Origin of the sequence: Micromonospora sp. NBC_00362 (genome assembly GCF_026342155.1) — a bacterium.
In the GTDB taxonomy this organism is placed as follows: domain Bacteria; phylum Actinomycetota; class Actinomycetes; order Mycobacteriales; family Micromonosporaceae; genus Micromonospora; species Micromonospora hortensis.
On the sequence record NZ_JAPENH010000001.1, the window covers coordinates 1641517 to 1663077 of the forward strand.

The 21561-nt window shown below is 71.6% G+C and carries 22 protein-coding genes; 11 read left to right on the top strand and 11 right to left on the bottom strand.

Annotated elements, in window-relative coordinates; all coding sequences use genetic code 11:
* Window positions 1–134: 134 nt before the first annotated feature.
* From eccB to OG992_RS07595, 3 genes are read right to left on the bottom strand one after another with little or no spacing between them, the layout of a single operon-like run.
* On the bottom strand, window positions 135–1520 hold the full coding sequence (eccB, locus tag OG992_RS07585) for a type VII secretion protein EccB (protein ID WP_238684904.1): 1386 nt from the start codon (window positions 1518–1520) through the stop codon (window positions 135–137).
* Window positions 1521–1527: 7 nt separating this feature from the next.
* On the bottom strand, window positions 1528–2610 hold the full coding sequence (locus OG992_RS07590) for an RNA-guided endonuclease TnpB family protein (RefSeq protein ID WP_266302798.1): 1083 nt from the start codon (window positions 2608–2610) through the stop codon (window positions 1528–1530).
* Entirely contained in the window at window positions 2607–2735 is a 129-nt protein-coding gene (locus tag OG992_RS07595) for a hypothetical protein (RefSeq protein WP_266302799.1), read from the bottom strand. Before OG992_RS07595 ends, OG992_RS07590 begins: the two co-directional genes overlap by 4 nt.
* Window positions 2736–2918: 183 nt before the next feature.
* On the opposite strand from OG992_RS07595, the gene OG992_RS07600 reads away from it, so the two are divergent.
* Both OG992_RS07600 and OG992_RS07605 read left to right on the top strand, forming a co-directional pair.
* Window positions 2919–3638 (top strand): spermidine synthase, encoded by a 720-nt coding sequence (locus tag OG992_RS07600; RefSeq protein ID WP_266302800.1) that lies wholly within the window; start codon window positions 2919–2921, stop codon window positions 3636–3638.
* Between the two features lie 97 nt (window positions 3639–3735).
* Window positions 3736–3912, top strand: coding sequence for a hypothetical protein (locus OG992_RS07605; RefSeq protein WP_238677404.1), 177 nt, complete (start codon window positions 3736–3738; stop codon window positions 3910–3912).
* A 16-nt stretch (window positions 3913–3928) separates the two neighbouring features.
* Here OG992_RS07605 and OG992_RS07610 read toward each other — a convergent pair whose 3' ends face one another.
* Window positions 3929–5731, bottom strand: coding sequence for an acyl-CoA dehydrogenase (locus tag OG992_RS07610; RefSeq protein WP_266302801.1), 1803 nt, complete (start codon window positions 5729–5731; stop codon window positions 3929–3931).
* Window positions 5732–5884: 153 nt separating this feature from the next.
* On the opposite strand from OG992_RS07610, the gene OG992_RS07615 reads away from it, so the two are divergent.
* The 4 genes from OG992_RS07615 (at window position 5885) to OG992_RS07630 (ending at window position 8990) form a co-directional block, all read left to right on the top strand.
* Window positions 5885–6307: an MmcQ/YjbR family DNA-binding protein gene (locus OG992_RS07615; protein WP_266302802.1), complete on the top strand. Its 423-nt coding sequence runs from the start codon at window positions 5885–5887 to the stop codon at window positions 6305–6307.
* Window positions 6308–6488: 181 nt separating this feature from the next.
* On the top strand, window positions 6489–7526 hold the full coding sequence (locus OG992_RS07620) for an SMP-30/gluconolactonase/LRE family protein (RefSeq protein ID WP_266302803.1): 1038 nt from the start codon (window positions 6489–6491) through the stop codon (window positions 7524–7526).
* 89 nt (window positions 7527–7615) lie between these two features.
* A complete protein-coding gene (locus tag OG992_RS07625; RefSeq protein WP_238684910.1) occupies window positions 7616–8215 on the top strand; it encodes a DUF4291 domain-containing protein in 600 nt (199 codons plus the stop codon).
* A gap of 79 nt (window positions 8216–8294) precedes the next feature.
* The gene (locus tag OG992_RS07630) at window positions 8295–8990 is read left to right on the top strand and encodes an alpha/beta fold hydrolase (protein WP_266302804.1); all 696 of its coding nucleotides are present in this window, start codon (window positions 8295–8297) and stop codon (window positions 8988–8990) included.
* 50 nt (window positions 8991–9040) lie between these two features.
* Here OG992_RS07630 and OG992_RS07635 read toward each other — a convergent pair whose 3' ends face one another.
* The 3 genes from OG992_RS07635 to OG992_RS07645 form a co-directional block, all read right to left on the bottom strand.
* Window positions 9041–10306 (bottom strand): MFS transporter, encoded by a 1266-nt coding sequence (locus tag OG992_RS07635; protein ID WP_266302805.1) that lies wholly within the window; start codon window positions 10304–10306, stop codon window positions 9041–9043.
* Window positions 10303–10923, bottom strand: a complete 621-nt coding sequence (locus OG992_RS07640; RefSeq protein WP_266302806.1) for a helix-turn-helix transcriptional regulator — start codon at window positions 10921–10923, stop codon at window positions 10303–10305. The genes OG992_RS07635 and OG992_RS07640 overlap by 4 nt, the downstream gene beginning before the upstream one ends.
* A gap of 63 nt (window positions 10924–10986) precedes the next feature.
* Complete coding sequence (locus OG992_RS07645) at window positions 10987–12552, bottom strand: LLM class flavin-dependent oxidoreductase (RefSeq protein WP_266302807.1); 1566 nt, start codon at window positions 12550–12552, stop codon at window positions 10987–10989.
* A 114-nt stretch (window positions 12553–12666) separates the two neighbouring features.
* Here OG992_RS07645 and OG992_RS07650 point away from each other — a divergent pair, with 114 nt between their 5' ends.
* Entirely contained in the window at window positions 12667–13269 is a 603-nt protein-coding gene (locus OG992_RS07650) for a MarR family winged helix-turn-helix transcriptional regulator (RefSeq protein WP_238684915.1), read from the top strand.
* A gap of 93 nt (window positions 13270–13362) precedes the next feature.
* On the opposite strand, the gene OG992_RS07655 is transcribed toward OG992_RS07650, so the two are convergent.
* Both OG992_RS07655 and OG992_RS07660 read right to left on the bottom strand, forming a co-directional pair.
* Complete coding sequence (locus OG992_RS07655; protein ID WP_266302808.1) at window positions 13363–14874, bottom strand: phosphoesterase; 1512 nt, start codon at window positions 14872–14874, stop codon at window positions 13363–13365.
* A gap of 234 nt (window positions 14875–15108) precedes the next feature.
* Window positions 15109–15771, bottom strand: coding sequence for a hypothetical protein (locus tag OG992_RS07660; protein ID WP_238684917.1), 663 nt, complete (start codon window positions 15769–15771; stop codon window positions 15109–15111).
* A 422-nt stretch (window positions 15772–16193) separates the two neighbouring features.
* Between OG992_RS07660 and OG992_RS07665 the strand changes: the two genes are divergently transcribed.
* On the top strand, window positions 16194–17156 hold the full coding sequence (locus tag OG992_RS07665; RefSeq protein WP_238684918.1) for a helix-turn-helix transcriptional regulator: 963 nt from the start codon (window positions 16194–16196) through the stop codon (window positions 17154–17156).
* Window positions 17157–17193: 37 nt separating this feature from the next.
* Here the strand turns inward: OG992_RS07665 and OG992_RS07670 are convergent, their stop codons facing one another.
* Window positions 17194–18582 (bottom strand): PLP-dependent aminotransferase family protein, encoded by a 1389-nt coding sequence (locus tag OG992_RS07670; RefSeq protein WP_266302809.1) that lies wholly within the window; start codon window positions 18580–18582, stop codon window positions 17194–17196.
* Between OG992_RS07670 and OG992_RS07675 the strand changes: the two genes are divergently transcribed.
* Entirely contained in the window at window positions 18581–19537 is a 957-nt protein-coding gene (locus tag OG992_RS07675; RefSeq protein ID WP_266302810.1) for a DMT family transporter, read from the top strand. The genes OG992_RS07670 and OG992_RS07675 overlap by 2 nt on opposite strands.
* Here OG992_RS07675 and OG992_RS07680 read toward each other — a convergent pair.
* Window positions 19534–19929 (bottom strand): helix-turn-helix domain-containing protein, encoded by a 396-nt coding sequence (locus OG992_RS07680; protein ID WP_196924914.1) that lies wholly within the window; start codon window positions 19927–19929, stop codon window positions 19534–19536. The genes OG992_RS07675 and OG992_RS07680 overlap by 4 nt on opposite strands.
* 96 nt (window positions 19930–20025) lie before the next feature.
* Here OG992_RS07680 and OG992_RS07685 point away from each other — a divergent pair, with 96 nt between their 5' ends.
* Window positions 20026–20883: an SDR family oxidoreductase gene (locus tag OG992_RS07685; RefSeq protein ID WP_266302811.1), complete on the top strand. Its 858-nt coding sequence runs from the start codon at window positions 20026–20028 to the stop codon at window positions 20881–20883.
* A 181-nt stretch (window positions 20884–21064) separates the two neighbouring features.
* On the top strand, window positions 21065–21529 hold the full coding sequence (locus OG992_RS07690; protein WP_266302812.1) for a GNAT family N-acetyltransferase: 465 nt from the start codon (window positions 21065–21067) through the stop codon (window positions 21527–21529).
* Window positions 21530–21561 lie beyond the last annotated feature (32 nt).

The following is a 21561-nucleotide window of genomic DNA, read 5'->3' on the forward strand; positions in this document are numbered from 1 at the left end:
CCTCCCGGTGCCTCCCGGTGCCTCCCGGTGCCTCCCGGTGCCTCCCGGTGATCAAGAGATTTCCGTCAGGCTCGCGCCAATTTCTGACGCAAACCTCTTGATCACCGCCGCCCCGTCGACGGGGCGGGTCATCCTCAGTCTGGGGCGGCGACGGCGCGGGCGGCGGCCGGGTCGAGGGTGGCGCCGGCGGGTACCAGGCTGACCAGCCCGGCCGGCAGCCGCACCGGCCGCACGTCGCGGTAGCCCAGCATCGGGAGCACCTCCCGGTCGGCCAGCACGTACCGTCGGCCCAGGTCGGTGACCACGGAGACCGCGCCGCCGGTCGCGCCGGGCGCCGCGGCGGCCTCGACCACCGCACCGCGGCCCGGCTCCACCACGACGTGGTCGGCCAGCACCGCGCCGCCGGTCGGCGCGGTGCGGGGCACCGCCGTCAGGTCCCCCAGCGGTACGCCCCAGCGCACCTCACCAACCCCGCCGTCGTCGCCGATGCGGGTGCAGAGCGCCCCACCGTCGCCGGCCGCGAGCCGGGGAGGGCTCGGTGGCGGGGCGTTCGGGCCGGTCGGAGCGAGATCAGGCACAGTGGGCAGCGCGGCGAACCGACCCAACGTCATCGGCACCGGCTCGACCTGCCCGGTGCGGGCCAGCAACAACCCCGCCTGCAACTCGGTGATGCCGGCCAGGCCGGCGTCGAGCGCCACCGCGTACTGCCGGCCGCCACCGGAGTTGCTCACCAGGTAGACAGTGCCGATCGCCGCACCCGGCACCCGGGTGGCGGGTCGGCCCAGCGCGGGCAGATCGAGTGGGGCGAGGTCGGTGCCGGCGGGCAGCGAGTTGAGCAGCGCCGGCGCCACCCGAACCGCCTGGGCCCGGGTGGTGGCGAGCGCCGCCAGCACCCGGCTCGGGTCACGGACGAGGTAGCGGCGCTGGTGCCAGACCAGGTGCAGCCCGCCGTCGGGGTGGCGCAGCAGCAGCGCGTCGTCGCCCAACGGCCGACCGCCGTCGGGCTCGGTGCCGATCAGCAGCGCCGAGCGGGGCGCCTCGACGCCCGTGCCGGCCGGGACCGTCGAGCAGACCGTCCACGCCGTGGCGGCCAGCCGGCCCGGGGCGGGCAGCGAGTCGGGTGCGTCGGCGATGCCCAACGGCAGCCCGCGCGGCACCCCGTCGATAGTGCGTCGGGACACCAGGACGGTCTTCGAGCGGTCGGCGCCGACGATGAGCAGCGCCGAGGCGTAGTTGAGCACCGGGTGCAGCTTCTGCTCGCGGTAGACGAACCGGGCGCCGGATTCCTTCTCCACGATCACCGCGCCCGGGTCGCGCCACCCCTTGCCACCACCGGCGAACAGGCCGTAGAGGGCGAAACCACCGAGCCCGATCGCCGCGACCAGGACGCTGGCCAGGCCGGCGCCGGCCAGCCGCCGAAACGGCGACTGGGCGGGGTCGGTCTCCCGCATGACCAGGGCGGCGACCGCCCGCTGGACGCTGAACTGGTAGGAGTGCAGCTGGTCCTGCCGCGACGGCATGAGTCCGTTACCTTTCGGTGCGCTCTAGTGAGCGCGTGATTGGTTGCCCCGCCTTGCGGTGGGGGCGGTCCCGGTCTTGCCGGCGGAGTGCGGCGTTGTGGTCACGGTCGATGACCAGGCCGCACGCCTCACAGTCGTACTCACGCTCGTGCAGGGCGAGCTTGGCTTTCACCGCGCCACAACCCGAGCAGGTTTTCGAGGACGGATACCAGCGGTCGGCCACGAGCAACCGGCCGCCGTTCCACCTCGTTTTGTATGCCAGCTGACGGCGGATCTCGGCGAACCCGGCATCAGCGATGTGCCGGGCCAGCCGCCGGTTGCGCAGCATGCCCGCGACGTTCAGGTCTTCGACAACGATGGTGCCGTGTTCGCGTGTCAGCCTCGTGGTGAGCTTGTGCAGCCCGTCGCGGCGCAGGTTCGCAACCCGCGCATGGGCCCGACCAAGTCGCCTCGACGCGCGTTGCCAGCGGTTCGAGGGGCGGCAGCCGGTGCGCCGGTGGGGCCCAGACTTCCGCGACAACACCCGACCGAGCGCCCGCAGTCGGGCCTGCGCGGCGACGAGGTGCCGCGGGTTGTCGACCCGCTCGCCGGTGGACAACACCGCAAGATGTTTGATTCCGACATCCACCCCCACCACCACATGCCTACGATCGGGCTCGACCCGAATCGCGCCTGTGGTGAACCGCACCGACGGTGTCCCACGGCGGCGGGACTTGAAGCGAGGGAAACCGACCCGCCTGCCGCCCCGCCCGCCCTGACGGGAAGCAGCCCAGTTCTTCAAGCCACGGGCGAGAGCATCCAGGCCGGTGTTGAACGCCTCTTTCGACACCTCACCCCACCACGGCGCCGCATCGGCCTTCGCAGCGTTCCACGCCTTGCGCAGCCCGGCGAGCGACCACGGCAGCGACGGCGTCAGCAACTCATCCGGCACCCCATAGGAGCGCTCCGCCGCGCGCTGGTCCATGACCGCCTTGACCCGGGCCAGCGCCCAGTTGTGCGCCACTCGCGCGGCCCCCACATGCGCCCTCACGGCGCGTTCCTGACCAGGGGTGAGGTCGAGAGCGAACCGGTAAGCCTGGATCGTCTTCACGTCGGATCCTCGATGACCACCTCGGCCGCGCGGCGAGCCGGTACGCGGGAACAGGCAACGTCCCGGACTCGTACCGCCGTCGCGTACGAGACGCCGGTAGCCGCCGCCCACTCCTTCAAGTTCACACCGCCCCTCTAGACGACCACTGAACACTCCTGACCGTCAGAACGCCAGCAGTTACTTCCCCTCCGGTGGATCGGCCGGGCACAGGATATGCGCTGCGTCGATGTCCGGTGGACCCTGCGTGGCCGCCCGTCGCGGGGCAACCGCTACCATCCGTGGACGAATCCGGCGGCGAGAGGGCACCCGTGGGCGCGCGTTTCGAAGAGCTGGCCTGGCGGGAGACCCCGATCGGCGCGATCAGTCTGCGCCGACGCCGGGACCCGGCACTCCAGGTCGAGGTGTACGAGGTCAAGCTCGACGACGAGTATCTGATGTCCAGCCTCTTCCCGGTCGCGGAGATCGAGCTGGCCCGGCTCGGGCTCGCCGAGGTGGCCGGTGACTCGCTCGACGTGGTGGTGGGCGGTCTCGGGCTGGGCTACACCGCCTGTGCGGCGCTGGGCGACCCCCGGGTGCGCTCACTGTTCGTGGTGGAGGCGATCGAGGACGTGATCGACTGGCACCAACGAGGGCTGCTGCCGTTCGCGGCGGGGCTCGCCGAGGACCCCCGGACCCGCTTCGTGCAGGCCGACTTCTTCGCGGCGGTGGCCGGTGACACCGGCTTCGACGCCGAGGTGCCCGGCCGGCGGTTCGACGCGGTGCTGCTCGACGTCGACCACTCCCCGCGCAACGTCCTGCACCCGAGCCACGCGGCGTTCTACCCGCCGGCCGGGTTGCGTCGCCTGGCCGCCCTGCTACGCCCCGAGGGCGTCTTCGCGCTCTGGTCGGACGACCCGCCGGACGCCGAGTTCACCGCAGCTCTCACCGAGGTGTTCGCGAGCGTACGCGCGCATGTCGTGCCGTTCGCCAATCCGCTGACCGGCGGGGAGTCGGCGAACACCGTCTACGTGGCGCGTACCGGCCCCTGATCGACTTCGGTATGCGGCGCGTGCATGGTGGCGGCCGGACGGGGAACGAGGAGCCGGGGCCGGCCGCACCAGGCGCGGCCGGTTACGGGAGGTCGACATGCGTGCGCTGCTCTGGGTTGTCGGCGTGGTCGCCGGCGTGCTGATCCTGCTCGGGTTGATTCTCGAGGCGGTCCGCTGGCTGATCATCATCGGTGTGATCGCGCTGGTGATCGTGATCGTCTGGGGCGTCGTCAAGGGGCGGCAGGCCGTGAGCCACCAGTCCCGCCGACGGTGAACGGCGGCGGGACCGGTCAGAACCAGTCCGGGCGCATGTCGAGCGTGGTCCGGTCCCGGCTCTCCAGCAGGTCGAACTGCGGGCCGGTCCGGGGCAACTCGACGGCGAAGAAGTAGCGGGCGGCCTGCCTCTTGCCAGCGTGGAACGCGTCGCCGGCACCCTCCGCCGGCAGCGCCAGCACCTGCTCCAACCACATCCATGCGATCACCACGTGCCCGACGGCCTCCAGGTAGGCGCTGGCGTTGGCCAGCGCGAGCACCGGGTCACCGTCGGCCCACAGTCGACGGGTGACAGCGCTGACCCGGTCCACCGCGGCGGCCAGCCGGTCCGCCAGCTCGGACGCCTCTCCCCCGACCTTGCGGGCCCGCTCGACAGTGTCACCGATCGTCGTGGTCAGCAGGGCGAGACCAGCGCCGCCCTGCATGGTCATCTTGCGCCCGAGCAGATCCAGTGCCTGGATGCCGTGGGTGCCCTCGTGGATCGGGTTGAGCCGGTTGTCCCGGTAGTGCTGCTCCACGTCGTGGTCGCGGGTGTAGCCGGCACCTCCGAGCACCTGGATCGCCAGGTCGTTGGCGGCGAGGCACCACTGCGACGGCCAGCTCTTGGTGATCGGGGTGAGCACATCCAGTAGCAGGTGCGCGCGCTCGCGGTCGGCCTCGGCCGGTGCGGTCTTCTGCTCGTCGAGCAGCCGCGCGCAGTAGAGCACCAGCGCCAGTGCCCCCTCCACGTAGCTCTTCTGGGCCAGCAGCATCCGTCGTACGTCAGGGTGGTCGATGATCGGCACCTGCGCGGCGGCCGGGTCCTTCGCGCCGACCGGCCGGCCCTGCGGCCTCTCCTTCGCGTACGCCAGGCTCTTGAGATAGCCGGTGTAGCCCAGCGCGGTGGCGCCCGCCCCGACCCCGATCCGGGCCTCGTTCATCATGTGGAACATCTGCGCCAGACCCTGATGCGGCGCGCCGACCAGGTGCCCGACCGCTCCGGCGCGGCCAGCCGGGGTGTGCGCGCCGTCGCCGAAGCTGAGCAGGGTGTTGGTGGTGCCCCGGAACCCCATCTTGTGGTTGAGCCCGGCCAACGCCACGTCGTTTCGCTCACCGAGCGACCCGTCCGGGCCGACCAGCACCTTCGGCACGATGAACAGCGAGATGCCCTTGACGCCGGGCGGTGCGCCCGGGATGCGCGCCAGCACCAGGTGGACGATGTTCTCGGCCAACTCGTGGTCGCCACCGGAGATCCACATCTTGGTGCCGAAGAGCCGGTACGTGCCGTCCGCCTGCGGCTCGGCGCGGGTCGTGATGTCGGCCAGCGAGCTGCCGGCGTGCGGCTCGGACAGGCACATGGTGCCGAAGAACCGGCCGTCCAGCATGGGCCGGACGTAGGTGTCCACCTGCTCGGGGCTGCCGTGCGCCAGCAGCAGGTTGGCGTTGCCCAGGGTGAGGAACGGGTACGCCGAGGTGGCCACGTTGGCGGCCTGGAACCAGGTGAAGCACGCAGCCGCTACGGCGTGCGGCAGTTGCAGGCCGCCGACCGTGGCGTCCAGCCCGGCAGTGAGCAGGCCCGTCTCGGCGAAGCTGTCCAACGCCGCGCGGACCTGCGGGATCAGCCGCACCCGCTGCCCGTCGAAGGTGGGCTCGGCCAGGTCGGCGGCGCGGTTGTGCGGGGCGAACTGCTCGGTGGCCACCCGCTCGGCGAGATCCAGGGCGTCGTCGAAGGTCTCCCGGGAGTGCTCGGCGTAGCGGGGGCGCTCGACGAGCTCGGACACCCGCAGCCACTCGTGCAGCAGGAAGTCGAGGTCACGGCGGGAGAGCAGGGTGGACGGCACGGCACTCCTCAGCGGGCACGGGGGCGGGTCGGGCCGGGGCGACGGCCCACTGTCGCCCCGCCCATCCTGGCGGATCGACGGGGCGCGCACCACCGGCGCGGGTGGGGTTCGACGAGCGGAACTTGTCACACCGACCGGTTAGCGTCGTTGTCCGTGACCGCACCCGGAGACGTCCCGCCCGAGGTTCTCGACCGGCTGCGGCCGATCTGTCTCGGGCTGCCGGAGACCTACGAGGAGCCGGCATGGGTGGGCACCCGCTGGCGGATCCGCAAGCGGACCATCGCCCACGTGCTCACCGTCGACCCCGATCGCCAGCCGGTGCACGCACGGGCTGCCGCACTCGATCAGCCCGCCTGCCTGCTGACCTTCCGGTCGCCACTCGACGAGATCGCCGGGCTCCTCGCCACGGGGCACCCCTTCTACAAACCGGACTGGAGTCCGAACGTGATGGGCATGGTCCTGGTCGAGAACACCGACTGGGAGGAGGTGGGTGAGTTGCTCACCGAGAGCTACTGCGTGATGGCCCCGAAGCGGCTCGCCGCCCGGGTCGGCCCCCCGGCACCGCCGATTGGGTGAGCGCCGGGGCGCCCTGCCGCCGGTTGAGCGTCGGTGTCCTGCGACCGGCGGTTTCGGCCGGCACGCTCCGGGGATACCGCGCCGGGCGGCAGTGGCCGTTCGTTGCCGGCTAACCGGACGGCCGCCGCCGTCGGTTACCGGCTGAAGCCGAGGCGCCGCCGAACGGGTGAGGAGCAGGTCCATGTCGTCGCTGCCCACCGAGGAGGATCACCGGTTGACACCGGTGTTCCAGGAGGACCGGGTGTGCACGGGCGTGTCCACAGTGGGCGAGCGGGTGTTCCTGAGCTACCCGTCGGCGGATCGGCCCGGCGTACAGGTGGTCGAGGCGCTGCCGGACGGCCGTCGTGTCCCCTACCCCGACGCCGCGTGGAACCGCGTCGACCAGCCGCCGAGCGGGGCGTTCGTACACGTCAACGGGTTGCGCGCCGGCCCGAATGGCCGGTTGTGGATCGTCGACTCGGGTTCGCCGCGGATCGGCGGCGCGCAGGTGCCGGGCGGCGCTCGGCTGTTCGCTGTCGACCCGGACGACGACCAGGTAGAGCGGGTCTACGACCTCGACGAGGCGGTGCACCCGGGCAGCTACGTCGACGATGTCCGCTTCAACGGCCGGGTGGCCTATCTCAGCGATGCCGGGGCGGCCGGCCTCATCGTGCTCGACCTCGACTCGGGTCGGTCGAGGCGGGTGCTGGACGGGCATCCGAGCACGGCGGGCGGCCCGGTGGTCGCCGACGGTCGCGTGCTGCGTGACCCGGACGGCGCCGAGGTACGCCTGCACGTGGACCAGTTGGAGGTGTCGCCGGACGGTCGCTGGCTCTACTACCAGCCGGCCTCCGGCGGGATGTCCCGGATCGCCACCCGCTGGTTGGACGACCCGTCGGTGTCCGCCGTCGAGCTGGCCCGGAGGGTCGAACGCTGGTGTGACACACCCAGCACCGGCGGCACTGCCATCGACGCCACCGGCACCATCTACCTCAGCGACCTGGAACGGCGGCGCGTCCTGGTCCTCGCTCCCGACCGCAGCGTACGGACACTCGTCGCCGACCCCCGGCTGGCCTGGGTGGACGCGATGTGGCTCGACGCCGATGCCCGGCTGTGGATGCCGGCGGCCCAACTGCATCTGACCGCCGGGCTCAACGGCGGGGTCTCGGCCGTCGACTACCCGGTCCAGATCTATCGGATGCCCGTTGAGATCGGGCCGCCCGCCCAAGACCACGCCTGAGTGCTCAATCCGGCGGTCCACAACGGGTCTCCCCGGCCCGGCTACGAAACCCGGTGGAGAGGTGCGGTCCGGTGGGCGAAGATCGCAGGGTGTCTGTTCCTGCCCGTCAGATCCGTGCTCGTTTCTCGGCCGACACGATCACCGTGTACCAGGCGTACCCACCGGAGATCGCGCTGCCGGCGGTGGCCGCCGGTCGCTTCGTGGCCCCCTTCAAGCGCGACCGGATGACCTGGATCAAGCCGTCGTTCCTGTGGATGATGTACCGCTGCGGTTGGGCCACCAAGCCCGGGCAGGAGCGCGTGCTGTCCATCGACATCACGCGGGAGGGCTTCGAGTGGGCGCTGGCGCGAGCCTGTCTGAGTCACTACGACAAGGGCCTGCACGGTGACCGGGCGACGTGGTCGCGGCAACTCAAGGCCAGCCCGGTCCGGGTGCAGTGGGATCCGGAACGGACACTGCACCTGAGCGCGTTGCCCTACCGGTCGTTGCAGGTCGGGCTGTCCGGCGAAGCCGTCGCCCGGTACGTCGACGACTGGACGGTCAGCGTCACGGACATCACCCCCGCTGTCCACCGCGTCCGGGAACTGGTGCGGGCCGATGACGTGCGGGCGGCCACGGACCACCTGCCGGCCGAACGAAGCTATCCGCTGCCGAGGCAGATCGCTGCCCACCTCGACGCCACCGGCTGACCGTTCGCGATCACCGGTCCCGGCCCGCGCCTGGTAGCGACGTATCGGGGCTGTCGGAGGGTGCCGCTAGGGTCCGCCCATGGCTGATTTCGTGTTGGTGGCGGGTGCGTGGCTGGGATCCTCGGCATGGGACGAGGTGGTGGCACCACTGCGGGCGGCCGGCCACGGCACCCACCCGCTGACCCTCTCCGGCCTCGCCGACCGGCGGAATGTGCCCGCCGGGCAGCAGACCCACGTTCAGGACATCGTCGACGAGATCGAGCGCGGCGACCTGCACGACGTGGTGCTGGTCGGGCACAGCTACTCGGGCATTCCGGTGGGTCAGGCCGCCGAGCGGATCGGCGACCGGTTGAGCCGGGTGGTCTTCGTGGATTCTGAGGTGCCGGTCGACGGTGGGTCGTTCGCCTCCGGCTGGTGGCAGGGGCAGGCCGCCTTCGAGGCGCAGATCGCCGAGAACAACGGTTACTGGGCTCCGCTCGGCCCGGCCGACGTCGACGGTCAGGGTCTCACCGACGAGCAGGTCGCCCGGCTGATCGAGGGCTCCACGCCGCATCCCGGGGCCACGCTGACCGAGCCGGCCGTGCTGACCCGGCCGTTGGGTGAGCTGCCGGCGACGTACGTCAAGTGCCTGCTCGACGGGCCCGAGCCCAACGACACGGTGGCGAAACTGCTGACCAGCGACCACTGGCGACTGGTCACCATGGACACCGGCCACTGGCCGATGTTCTCCCAGCCCGCCGAGCTGGCTCGGATTCTGTTGGCGGAAGCCGGCTGAGCTTCGCTTGCGAAGGCCGCAGAGCCAGGTCGGCCGTACGCCCGCAGCCCTCAGGCCGTGTCGATGGTCTGGATGTGGCGCACCGGTGACGCGAGCAGCCACAGCACGGCGAGCACGCCACCCAGGCCGGCGATGGCCAGGGTGGGCCGCAGCCCGATGGTGGTGCCCAACGCGCCGCCGACCAGCGCGCCGAGTGGTCGGATGCCGTAGTTGACGGCGCTGTAGGCGCCGGCCCGGCGTCCGAGCGCGTCGGCGGGTGTCACGGCGATGAGGAGGGCGTTGAGGTTCACGTCCATCAGCATCACCCCGACGCTGGAGACCAGCTCGATGGCCGCCAGCATGGCCACCTTCGTCCAGGTGGGTCCGGACACCAGGGCGGTCAGCGCCAGCGGCGCGGGGAAGAGCACCGCGCCGATCATGGCGGTACGGCCCAGTCCGATGGCGCGTGAGAGACGCGGCGCGAGCGCCGCGCCGATGAATCCGCCGATCGCCCCGAAGCCGAGGGCGATGCCGATCGCGCCGGCCGACAGGTCGAGTTCGCGGCTGGCGTAGAGCACCAGCAGCGCGCCGGCGATGAAGGTGAAGAAGTTGACAGTGCTGGTGCAGCCGAGGGCGGCCCGCAGCACCGGGTGCCGCAGTACCAGCACGAGCCCTTCGCGGACCAGGCCGAGAGTGGACGTTCGACGCGGCGGGGGCGGGGGCTCGGTCACCGGGATGCGGCTGAGCAGCAGCGCGGAGCCGAGGAAGGAGACCGCGTCGACGACGATCGCGACCGGCGCGCTGAGCGCCTGAACGAGGCCACCGCCGACGGCCGGGCCGGCGATGAAGGAGAGCGACCGGCTCATGCTCATCTTGCTGTTGGCGTCCACGTACGCCGATCGCGGCACCAGGCCGACGAAGAACGCCTGCCGCGCCATGGCGAAGAGCACCGCTCCGAAGCCGGTGAGCAGTGCCACCAGGTAGAGCTGGGTGAGGGTGATCGCGTCGAACAGGTAGGCCACGGGCAGGCTGAGCAGCACCGCGGCGCGGATCACATCGGCGATGATCAGCAGTCGCCGCTTGTGGGTGCGCTGGTCCACCCAGGCGCCCAGGAACAGGCCCAGCAGGTTGGGCAGCCAGATCAGCGCGGTGAGAACGCTGACCTGCACGGGTGTGGCGGTGAGCAGGGTGACGGCGATCAGCGGTAGAGCCAGTTCGCTGATCCGATCGCCGAAATGGGAGATCGTCTCGCTGACCCAGAAGGTGCGGAACCGCCGGTCTCGGTGCAGGGCCGGCGGGGGGCCGGTGTCGGCGGAGGCGTCGATGGCGGCGGTCACGACGTGGCCGCGTCGTCGTCGCTGGGCTCGGCCGGGGCTTCGTCCGCCGGCTCGGGCAGCAGGTAGCGCAGCATCCGGACGATCCGCGCGTCGGCCGGGGCCGACTCCTCTTTGCGTCGCACGTACGGGGCGATCAGCTCTTCGATGGACTCCTCCAGTTGCCGCAGCTCGGCGGCGGTGGCCACGAACCGGGTGTCGGCCATGCCGGCCAGCGCGCGCCACTCGGGGTGCAGTCGGGGCTCCTCGTGCAGCAGCCACTGCTGGGGTGCGTCGGCGTTGCGGGCGAACATCTCCGCGCGGAGCTGCTGGACGGCGGACTGCCCCTCGGTGCCCTCGGGGGCGGTGAACCGGAAGCCTCGGGCGACGGCCTGCCACCAGCGTTCCCGCTTGCTGGTGGCGCCATCCCAGTCATGGACCAGGCCGAACGTCGCGAGGTGCCGCAGGTGCCAGCTGACCACCGACGGCGTGGCGCCGACGTGCGGTGAGAGCCCGGTTGCCGTGGCCGGGCCCTGCCGCTGAAGGTGTTCGAGGATCGCCAGGCGTACCGGGTGGGCCAGCGCCCGCAGCGCCTGCGGCTCGGTGATCTCGAAATCCCCGTACGGATTCTTGAGAGACATGTTTCGAGAGTAGTCTCTCAGATTAGATCGGGGCAACCCCGAGCCGCCGCCGAGGCGCGGTGATCAGGCGATACCCAGCCGCGCCAGCGGCTCCACCAGCTCCCGCTCCTCGTAGCTGAGGTGCGACAGCAGGGCGTCGGTCAGCAGGTCCACCGCAGCGCGCAGCTCGGCGATGCCGTCCGGAGACCCGACGTACGCGACCAGCGCCCGATCGACACCCTCCAGCACGTCGTGGATGGCGTGATGCTCCTGCTCCAGCCGGTCGACCACCGGGCCGAGTCGGGGGTCCCGCGCCCGCAACCGGGGAAAGAGCGACTGGTCCTCGATGGTGTGGTGGGTGGTGACGATGCGGCAGTACGACTCGCAGTAGACGCCGAGCGTCCACCGGTTCTGCCGCATGGTCATCGTGTTGATGTGGGAGCGGGCCGCGCCGGCGTCGATCTCGCCCGCCGCCACCTGCTCGATCAGGTCATGGATCTGGGCCAGTTCGGCGCGCAGGCCGTCGTGGATCTGCACGAGGTGCGCGCCGGTGGCCTGCTCCTGCGGGGTGTAGGTGCGCTCCGGGTCGGGCGTCGGCCCGGTCGGCCGGGCCGACTCGTCCCACACCTGCTGCTCGCTTCGCCGTACGCCGTCGTCCGGGGTCGGCACCACGGCGAACGCACCACCGGTCGCGGTGGCGCGGCTCGCCCGCGCGGGCGGCGCAGCGACGGGCTCCGGCTCCGGCTCCGGAGCCGCGTCCCGGTCACGTTCGGCGGCGACCAGCTCGCGGACGGCGGGGGCCACCTCGCCGGCGAAGCGGCGCAGGTCGTCGGGGTCGTCGCTGCCCAGGATGAAGGTGCCGACACCCTCCTCCAGCGCCAGCTCAGCCAGCTCCTCGGCCCACTGCTCGGCGGGCCCGTTCAGCGGGCCGCGCCCGACGGTCGAGAACTCTCCGGCGATGTTGAGCAGCCGACGCACGTCCTGCGGGGACCGGCCGGCCTGCTGCGCGGCGTCGTCGATGATCGCGTTGCCCTTGGTCAGATCACCGGGCTGGAGGTAGCCCAGCGTGGGCAGCCAACCGTCGGCCCGACGACCGGTGAGCTGGAGCATCCGGGGCTTGTACGCACCCAGCCAGATCGGCACCGCGTGGGCCGGAGCGGGACCGCGCTTGGCGCCCACCACCCGGTAGAACTCGCCGTCGACCCGCACGCCGCCGCGCGTCTCGACGTCCCAGAGCTGACGGACGACCTCGATGGCCTCCTCCAGCGCTCGTACGCCCTGGCCGGGGGTCAGCCGTCGGCCGCCCATCGCCTCGATGGCATCCCAGAACGCCCCCGCCCCGAGGCCGAGGCTGATCCGGCCACCGCTGAGCCGGTCCAGGCTGGCCACGCTGCGGGCGAGGACCGCCGGCGGGCGCAGTGGCAGGTTGGTCACGTTCGCCGCCAGGTGCACCCGGTTGGTGCGGGCCGCGACGAAGCTCAGCAGCGTCCAGGTGTCGAGGAACGCCGGCTGGTACGGGTGATCCTGGAAGGTGACCAGGTCCAACCCGACCTGCTCGGCCAGGACGGCGACACCGACCGTGTGGTCCGGGTTGTCAGCGCTGGGCGTGACGAAGGAGCCGAAGACCAGGTCGTGGCCGTAGTCGCTCATCTGCGAGCCTCCCGATTTCCTCGACGCCTCGGACGATGCGTCGCAACCTTAACCTTATGCCACACAGAACATCTTCTGCCAACAAGGTCTGACTCACTGCGCTATTGTCGGGGCATGACGGGTGCCACTCACCGGCCGGACCGGCCCGATCCGCTCGACGACGACCTGGGCTGGATGCTCGGGATCGTCTTCCGCGGCTACGTCCGGGCGGCCGAGCACGCGCTCACCGACTTTCCCGGTGGCCCGCGCGGCTACCAACTGCTCACCGCGGCCAGCAACGGGCCGGCCCGGAACCAGGGCGCCATCGCCGAGGAGATCGGCATCGACCGCACTGTCCTCACGTACCTCATCGACGACCTGGAGCGGCCCGGGTTCGTCGCCCGGCGCGCGGACCCGGCCGACCGGCGCAACCGGCTGATCGAGGTCACCGACGCCGGTCGTGCCGCCTGGGAGCAGCGGCGGTTGGCACTGCGGCAGGTCGAGTCGCACCTGCTGGGGGCGCTCACGTCGACCGAGTCGGCGACGCTGCGGTCACTGCTGCAGAAGGTCGCCTGCTCGGCGCAGGCGGTGGACCCGTTGCGCGACCTCTGCGAGGTGGTCACCCAGGTGCAGGCCGAGACTACGACGGCGGCACCCGCTGCGCGCCGGACCGGCGCCGCGGCGGCGCGGAGCGGGCGGACCGCCACCCCCCGTGCCCGCCGCAGCAGGCCCGACTGACCTGCGGATACCGCGGGCGGGCCTGCCCCACACCGCCCGACGTCGTCAGTCGAGCGATGCCGGACAGGCCCGCGATGTCGCTACCGCACTCGGTCAGCGCACGTGCACGAAGACCGGGTTCGAGTAGAACCACAGGTCGTCCCACGGGCTCTCCAGCCCGTCGGCGAGCGGCTCGGCCTCGTCTGTGCTGGTGCCCCGCACCCGCGCGTAGGTGTCCGCCTCGACGTTGCGCAAGGTGTGCCGGATGACGTAGCTGTCGCCGTGCCGACGCCAGTCCCGCGGGCCGAACCGGGCCGCCACAGTGGTCGTGGGGTTGGTGTCGGCGTCCAGGCTGGCGCTCGGGCCGGTGATCTGGCCGACGATCAGGTCGACCCGGCGGACCTCGGGCCGGTCACCGTTCGCGTTCACCCCACCCAGCGGGCGGAAGGTGATCTCGATCTCGACATCGGTGCGGCTACGACGGCTCACCGTGATCGTCTCGCCCACCTCGGCGGTCCGGCCCTGGGACGTGGCGGTGACGTCGAGGCTGCGGATCAGGTCACCGGTGGTGACCCAGATCCGGCCGTTGCGCAGGCCGTCCATGATGTCGCCGTAGTCCTGGCGGGCGTGCACGTACGTCTTGCTGTACTCGCCCGGCCAGAAGTCGGAGCCGCCCCGGGTCCAGTGCACGTGTGAGTCCGAGGTCGCGGTGATCCACCAGCGCCGGCCCTCGCCGAGCAGTGAGTCCCACAGGCCGCCGACCCGGGCGGTCATCTGGTCGAAGCCGCCGTAGGTGGGGTGGTTGCCGTAGCCGCCCCGCTTGCCGCCGTTGAGCGGGCCGGCCTGGTGACCGGGCGCGCCCTCGAAGCCGATGTAGACGTCCGGCGCGGCATTGTTGCCGTTGCGGAACTCGCGCGGGGTGTCCTGACCGTAGACGCTGAGACCGGGCGCGGAACGGGACGCGTGGTGGGCGATCACCAGCGGCTTGTGCGGCATGCCCCGGGCCACCTTGAGGAACTCCACCATCTTGGCCTCGGTGTCGCGGGTCGGGTCGGTGGGGAACGCGTCGTACTTGGCGAACCGGCTCTCCAGCTCGAAGAGCTGCTTCGCCTCGTCCTCGTGACGCGGGATCATCAGCGTGTGGTGGTCCAGCGAGGGCGCGTCGAACTCCATGCCCCAGAACTGGAGCACCTCGGGGACCAGCTTGCGGGACCGCAGCAGGTCGGGGTACGCCTGCTCGATGTTCACCTTCGAGTGGGTCGGTCCACCGTGGTCGGTGCACATCGCCCAGGTCAGGCCGAAGTTCTTCGCCATGATGGCGTTGGTGACGATCGGGTAGACCGCGTCCGCGCCCTTGTGGAAGACGATCGGGGACTTCGTGGTGTCGAACTCGCCGCTGTACTCGGAGTGGATGTGGTGGTCGCCCGCACGCCACGCCCGGTTCTTGGAGTTGCCCCGGTCGGTCTTGTCGTCGTCACCCGGTCGACGGGTCTCGTCGGCCCAGGCCGCGCCGGAACCGACCAGTGGGCTGGCCGCGGCCAGCGTCGCGCCGACGCCCGCGTACTTGACCAGCTTGCGCCGGGACAGCTGCGCGTGCTCGGTCTCTTCGGGATGTCTGTCTCTCACCTGAGAGCCTCTCCTCGATCAAGCGAATGCTCTTTCGATCAAGGAGCCTCGGAGAAGGCGGTGAACAGCCGCCGTACGCAGCTGGTGCGCACGATGAACACCCTGCCCCGGCCTGCGCGCATCGTGGGGTGGGGCAGCAGCGGGTCACCCCGTGCTCGCACAGCGTCCAGTCGGGACCCGTACGACGTGTCCGGGTCAGGACACCGGACGACCGGTGCCCTGCCGACGGTCCGCTCAGATCCGGGCGCGCGGCAGCCAGCCCAGAAAGCGGAGCCGGACCCGGGGCAACGGCATCGTGGGCAGGTCCTGAGCGGCGGCGACGAGGCAGGAGCCGAGATAGACCGCGAGGGAGGCGCGCGCTCCACCGAACTCGGCGAGCAGTTGGCTCTGCTTGGTGGCGCAGGGCCACTCGCGGCCACATCCCGTGCAGGTCCAGCTCGGTGGGTTGGGGAGGTGCTCGGGCAGCTTGGCGCGGCGGTACCGACCGACGACGCTGTTGTCCGAGCGCACGTCACGTCGCCGTGCCGCGGGCCCTTCGTTGCGGTGGGCCACCGGACGGGCACCGGGCAGGTAACGCCCGACGGTGCCGAAGAGCACGCCGACGCGGATCAGGGCGTCCGGTCCGACGTGCTGGGTCAGCAACGCGGTCATCAGATAGTGCCCCAGCAGGTCGAAGGCGTCACGGTGCAGACGCAGGTCGCGGCAGAGGTCGACGAACTCCGGCGTGGTCAGTGGCACCCGGTCGTCGAGTGCGCGGCGCAGCACCTCGCGGAGCCCACGCCCGAGCCTCTCCAGCGCGTCCCCCTCGCCCAGACCCAGGCTGTCCTCGTCCGCCACCCGGGCCAGCGCCTCGGCGACGGCCAACCGAACGACGCGGTCAGGATCGGTACTGTCCAACGTTTCCCCCTCCGTGGGTCGGCCTCCCGGCAGTGACCCGGTCATCCTCCGACGAATCATGAACAAGATTTCGCTGTCGGCCACGAGGGTGGCTAGGACAGCAGACGCAGAACCATGTGGCGCACTAGTCGGAAAACGAAGTCGAGCTGCCGACACGTCGCGGTGATTCGCGGGACGGCACGTCGGTGATTGTCGTATGGTGACATTCCCATCTACAGATATTGCGCCTCAGCGTCAGTGAATGGTCAGACCAGATCCGACACGCTCAACCGGTCGCTGCCGTCCCGCTCGCGACGTTCCATCCCACCGCACCGCCGGCCAACGACGTGCCGGGTCACCGCCGAGCACCCCGGCACGTCCCGAACCTGCCGTCGGCACCCGTTCCAGCACCCGGCGGCACCTCCACCGGACGGAGACAGCGGATGACGTCATCGCCAGTGCAGACCCACCAGTTCGACAGCCGTGACCCGGCGGCCATCCAGGAATTCCTGTCCGCCGCGTACGACCCGAGACTGCGCATTCAGAGCAGGAACGGATACCGGCTCACCCACCGCCGCGTCGACACCGGCCCCTTCGCCATCGCGGCGACCCGCCAGACCGGGCACCTCGAGATCGATGCCAGCACACTCGGCGGGCTGGTCATCGGTCGCACCCGCACCGCACACGTCGATCGCTCCTGCGCCGGATCCGCCCACCGGTTCGGCCCCGGCGAGGTCTTCCTCGTCACCAGGCCGGAGGAGCCGTGCGCCGTCCGCTGGCATCCCGGTGAGGTGGAGCTCTGCGTACTGGACCTGTCGGTGCTGGCACAGGTGGCCACCACCGCGCCGGCCCGCCGGCCCGGTCGGATCGAGTTCACCGAGCTGGGTGCCGCGAGCACGGCCCTGGCCCGGCAGTGGCGCAACACCACAAGCTTCGTCCGCGACGTCGTGTTGAACAGCCCGGCCGCCGGGGCACAGTCGCTGGTGATCGGCAACGCCGCCCGGATGCTGGCCGCGGCCGCGCTCGCGGTCTTCCCCAACACCGCGTTCACCGAACCGACCGCCGCCGACCGGAACGACGCCACCACCGCCACGCTGCGACGCGCGATCACGTTTCTGGAGGAGCACGCCGAGCGGGACATCAGCGCGGCCGACATCGCCGGCGCCGCCGGGGTCTCCCTCCGGGCGGTGCAACTCGCCTTCCGCCGTCACCTCGGCACCACCCCCATGGCCTACCTGCGTCGGGTCCGGCTCGTCCGGGCACACCACGACCTGGTACGCGCCGACCCGCGCCAGGAGACGGTCTCGGCAATCGCCAGTCGGTGGGGATTCGCCAGCCACAGCAGGTTCACCGCGCGATACCACGCCAGCTTCGGGGTGCCGCCGCGCGAGACGCTGAACACCTGAGACCCGCACGGACGCCAACCAGCCAGGCGCCCGGTGTTCAGCGAAGGACGCGGGCAAGGCGTCGCACGGCCTCGTCCATGAGTTCGGGTGCGGCTGCCGCGTAGGTGAGGCGCAGGTGCGGGGCCGGGGGTTCGGCCGCGTACCAGGGCCGGCCCGGGAAGACGGCGACGCCTTCGGCCGCCGCGGCAGCGGCCAGTGCCGCGTCGTCGGTGCCGGCGGGGAGGCGTACCCAGAGGTGCATGCCGCCACGTGGAATCGAATGTGGAGTGAGGCTTGGCAGGTGCCGGCGTAGCGCGGTCAGCAACGCGTCACGACGTGTCCGGAGGGCCGTGCGCAGTGCCCGGCGATGCCGCGACCACACCGGAGAGGTGAGGAAGTCGATCGCCGCCTGTTGCAGTGGTCCGGCGACGAAGAAGTCGTCGAGCAGCCGGGCATCGCGCAGTCGCGCCCCGGCCGGACCACGGGCTCCGATGGCGGCGACGCGCAGCCCGGGGGCGGTCGACTTGGTCAGCGAGCGCAGGTAGATGACGTGGCCGTCGGGATCATCGCTGGCCAGTGGTGGCGGGGCCGGATCGTCGATGGTGAGGTCACGGGCGTAGTCGTCCTCGATCAGGAACGCCCCGGCGTCGCGTACGGCCTCGGCGACCTGCGCCCGGCGGTGCTCCGCCAGCGTCGCGCCGTGCGGGTTGGCGTACAGGGGCTGGCAGTAGAAGAGTCGGGCGTCGGTGCGGGCGAACGCGGCGGCGAGTTGGTCGGGTCGTACCCCGTCGGCGTCGGCCGGCACGGGCACCACCCGCAGCCCGGCCGCGCGGGCGGCGGCCAACGCACCCAGGTAGGTCGGCGACTCGACGAGCAGGGCGTCGCCGGGCGTGGTGAGCGCCCGCAGCGCGGACGACAGGGCGGCCTGTCCACCGGGGCAGATCACCATGTCCTCGGCGTGCAGCCCTGCCCCGGCCTCGCGGGCGAACCAGGCGCGCAGGTCCGCGCGCCCCTCGACGGGCCCACGCTGCCAGCTCGCGGGTTGGCGGGCGGCCCGGGTGAGGGCGGCGCCGAGCGCGGCGGCGGGCTGGAGGTCCGCGTGGAGGTAGCCACCGGACAGCGGGATCGTTCCGGCCGGCGTCAGCGCCAACAGCGCCCGCATCTCGTCCTGACCGAACCGGCGGGGCCCGAGCGCGACGGTCTGCCAGGACAGGTCGGGTACGCCCGGCTGGTCCGGCTCAGTGGCCACAAAGGTGCCTCGGCCGGGTCGCGCCTCGATCAGCCCCTCGGCCGCCAACTGGCGGATCGCCTCGGCGACGGTCACCGGCGAGGCCTGATGTCGGGCCGTCAGCTCGCGTACCGAGGGCAGCCGGGCACCGGGACCGGCGGCGGCGGCGAGACCCCGCAGATCTTGGATAACGCGTTGGGCTGCGTTACCGTTTTCCATGAGGGACAAGAGTAGCGCTACTGCCGGAAACACGGTAACAGCGGATCGGATCATCGGGCTCGGCCTCGGCGCCCTGGGCGTGCTCGGCTTCAGCTTGTCGCTACCGGCCACCCGGATCGCCGTGCAGCAGCTCGACCCGTGGTTCGTCGCCTTCGGCCGGGCTGTCGGCGCGGGTCTGCTGGCATGGGCGTACCTGTGTCTCACCGGCGCACGGTGGCCCACCCGCGGTCAGTGGCAACGGCTGCCGATCGTCGCGCTCGGAGTCATCGTCGGCTTTCCGTTGTTCACCTCGATGGCGCTTCTCACCCAGACCTCCGCGCACAGCGCTGTCGTCATCGCCGCACTGCCCGCGATGACGGCCGTGTTCGCGGTGCTGCGGGCCGGCGAGCGCCCACCGCCGCTGTTCTGGATCGTGAGCGCGGGCGGACTGCTGGCGGTTCTCGCTTTTCTCGGCGCCAGCGGCGCGGTACGCGGTGCCTTCACCCTGCCCGACCTGTTCCTGCTCGCGGCGGTAGTGCTCTGCGGCCTCGGCTACGCCGAGGGCGGCGCACTTGCCCGCGAGTTGGGCGGCGCTCGGACGATTTGCTGGGCATTGCTGCTCTCGCTGCCCGTCACCGTTCCCGTCACTGTCGTTGCCGCCGCAGCCGGTCCGCCGCGGGCCGATGCTCTCGGCTGGTCGGCGTTCGGCTATCTCACCGGGGTCTCGATGTTCCTGGGCTTCTTCGCCTGGTACGCGGGCCTGGCCCGGGGCGGTATCGCGCAGGTGGGCCAGGTCCAACTCGCCCAGCCGGTGCTGACCCTGGGGTGGTCGGCGCTGCTGCTCGGCGAGGTGGTCTCCCCCGCCTCGATCGCGGCGGCGCTGGTGGTGCTGGGATGCGTCGTGGCGACCCAGCGCATCCGCCAGAGCCCACGGACGGTGGTGGCGCGACGCGAGGCCGGCGCGAGATCGCGCTAGCCCCGGTCGCGCTCGCGGCTGTCGCGGGCGGTCTGCAACTCGGGCACCGAGGCCTCCAGCAGGTCGGCGAGGCCACGCAGTTGCTCGGCGACCCGGGCGCCGAGCGGGGTCAACGAGTATTCGACGCGCGGTGGGATCGCGGTGAGCACCTCGCGGGTGAGCATCCCGTCGCGTTCGAGGGTCTGCAGGGTCTGGGACAGCATCCGCTCGCTGACCCCGTCGATGCGGCGCCGCAGCGCGTTGAACCGGTAGCGGCCCTCGCCGAGCGCCAACAGGGCCAGCGAGGCCCACTTCGAGGTGACATCCTCGAAGGCCGCACGGGAGGTGCAACCCCGCGCGAACACATCGCTGACGAATTCCTGGGTAGGCCCCGCCGGGTCCTGGGCCGGCATGTCGCTCACCTCACCAGCCTATCCCATGCCGCCCATCAGTTAGTGCTGTAGATTCGTAAGTGCTTACTGATCGACCCCTACCCTCCGGAGGTTCCCATGCCCACCTATGCCGTCACCGGCGCCACCGGCCGGCTGGGCCGCCTGGTGATCGAGCAGTTGCTCGACAGCGGCGTACCCGCCGCCGAGATCGCCGCCATCGTCCGCAGCCCGGAGAAGGCCGCCGACCTGGCCGCGCACGGGGTCGAGATCCGCAAGGCCAACTACGACGACCCGTCGACACTGCCCGGCGCCGTGGCCGGCGTACGCCGCCTGCTGCTCATCTCCGGCGACACCCCCGGTCAGCGCGTCGCGCAGCACACAGCGGTCATCGACGCCGCCAAGCTCGCCGGGGTGGAGCGTCTCGTCTACACCAGCATCCTCAAGGCCGACACCACAGCGAACCCGCTGGCCCCGGAGCACAAGGCCACCGAGGAGGTCCTCGCCGCGTCCGGTCTGACCTACACCGTGCTGCGCAACAGCTGGTACACCGAGAACTACACCGACCAGCTCCCGCAGTACCTGGGGTCCGGCACGATCCTCGGCGCCACCGGCGGCAGCAAGATCTCCGCCGCCACCCGGGCCGACTACGCGGGGGCGGCCGTGGCCGCGCTGACCCGGGAAGAGGACGGCAACGCCGTCTACGAACTGGGCGGCACCGCGTTCACCTTCGACGAGCTGGCCGAGGCCGTCACCGAGGTCACCGGCACCACAGTCGTCCACCAGGACATGTCCGCCGCCGACCTGGCCTCGGCCCTGGAAAACGTCGGCCTGGATGCGGGCACCGCCGGTTTCGTCGCCGCGCTCGACCACTCGATCGCCAACGGCGAGCTGGCAACCGACAGCGACGACCTCAGCCGGTTGCTCGGCCGGCCGAGCACCCCGCTGCACGACGCCATCCGCGCCGCTCGGGCCTGAACCCGATCCATCGCCGAAGCGGGCGGCGGGGCCTCCGGTCGCCGTCGCCCGCCACACCGTGAAGCCGCGCACGTATCCTCGACGACATGGTGAGGCACGTCGATGAGCAACTCGCCCGGCCCGTCGGGTCGTCATGTCGGCACGCCGTGCGGTCCGACCTGGACACTCCGGCGTCGGCCCGGTGAGCGGCGGGGACTTCGTCGTCCGGGCCGCCGTGGCGCAGGATGACCCCGAGCTGGTCTTCGACGTGCTGTGGCAACTCGCCCCCGACGACGCACGGCCGGACACCGCCCGGCTCGCCACCGCCTGGCGCGACCTGCACGCCCAAGCCGGCCGCAGCCTCCTGCTGGCCGTCGCCGGGGACACCTTCGTGGGCACCCTGGACACCCTCGTAGCCCCCAACCTCACCCACGGCGCGCGACCGTACATGCTGGTGGAGAACGTGGTGGTCGCGCCCGGCTGGCGCCGTCGCGGAGTCGCCCGGGCCCTCATGCTGGCGGCGCTCGACGAGGCGACGGCGGCCGGCTGCTACAAGGTCCAACTGGTGTCGAACGCCGCTCGCACCGACGCCCACCGGTTCTACGCGTCCATCGGGTTCGCGCAGTCCGCTCTCGGTTACCGTCGATATCTCACCGCCGCGACGTGACGCCGGCTGCGGGCGCTCCCGCGTCCCGGCCG

Bases quoted from the DNA above. Each gene is read 5' to 3' on its own strand.
- OG992_RS07630 (WP_266302804.1), top strand. From the start codon at position 8,295: ATGGCTGATTTCGTGTTGGTGGCGGGTGCGTGGCTGGGATCCTCGGCA.
- OG992_RS07675 (WP_266302810.1), top strand. From the start codon at position 18,581: ATGAGGGACAAGAGTAGCGCTACTGCCGGAAACACGGTAACAGCGGAT.
- OG992_RS07645 (WP_266302807.1), bottom strand. From the start codon at position 12,552: ATGAGCGACTACGGCCACGACCTGGTCTTCGGCTCCTTCGTCACGCCC.
- OG992_RS07640 (WP_266302806.1), bottom strand. From the start codon at position 10,923: ATGTCTCTCAAGAATCCGTACGGGGATTTCGAGATCACCGAGCCGCAG.
- eccB (WP_238684904.1), bottom strand. From the start codon at position 1,520: ATGCCGTCGCGGCAGGACCAGCTGCACTCCTACCAGTTCAGCGTCCAG.
- OG992_RS07685 (WP_266302811.1), top strand. From the start codon at position 20,026: ATGCCCACCTATGCCGTCACCGGCGCCACCGGCCGGCTGGGCCGCCTG.
- OG992_RS07650 (WP_238684915.1), top strand. From the start codon at position 12,667: ATGACGGGTGCCACTCACCGGCCGGACCGGCCCGATCCGCTCGACGAC.
- OG992_RS07680 (WP_196924914.1), bottom strand. From the start codon at position 19,929: ATGCCGGCCCAGGACCCGGCGGGGCCTACCCAGGAATTCGTCAGCGAT.
- OG992_RS07605 (WP_238677404.1), top strand. From the start codon at position 3,736: ATGCGTGCGCTGCTCTGGGTTGTCGGCGTGGTCGCCGGCGTGCTGATC.
- OG992_RS07665 (WP_238684918.1), top strand. From the start codon at position 16,194: ATGACGTCATCGCCAGTGCAGACCCACCAGTTCGACAGCCGTGACCCG.
- OG992_RS07670 (WP_266302809.1), bottom strand. From the start codon at position 18,582: ATGGAAAACGGTAACGCAGCCCAACGCGTTATCCAAGATCTGCGGGGT.
- OG992_RS07620 (WP_266302803.1), top strand. From the start codon at position 6,489: ATGTCGTCGCTGCCCACCGAGGAGGATCACCGGTTGACACCGGTGTTC.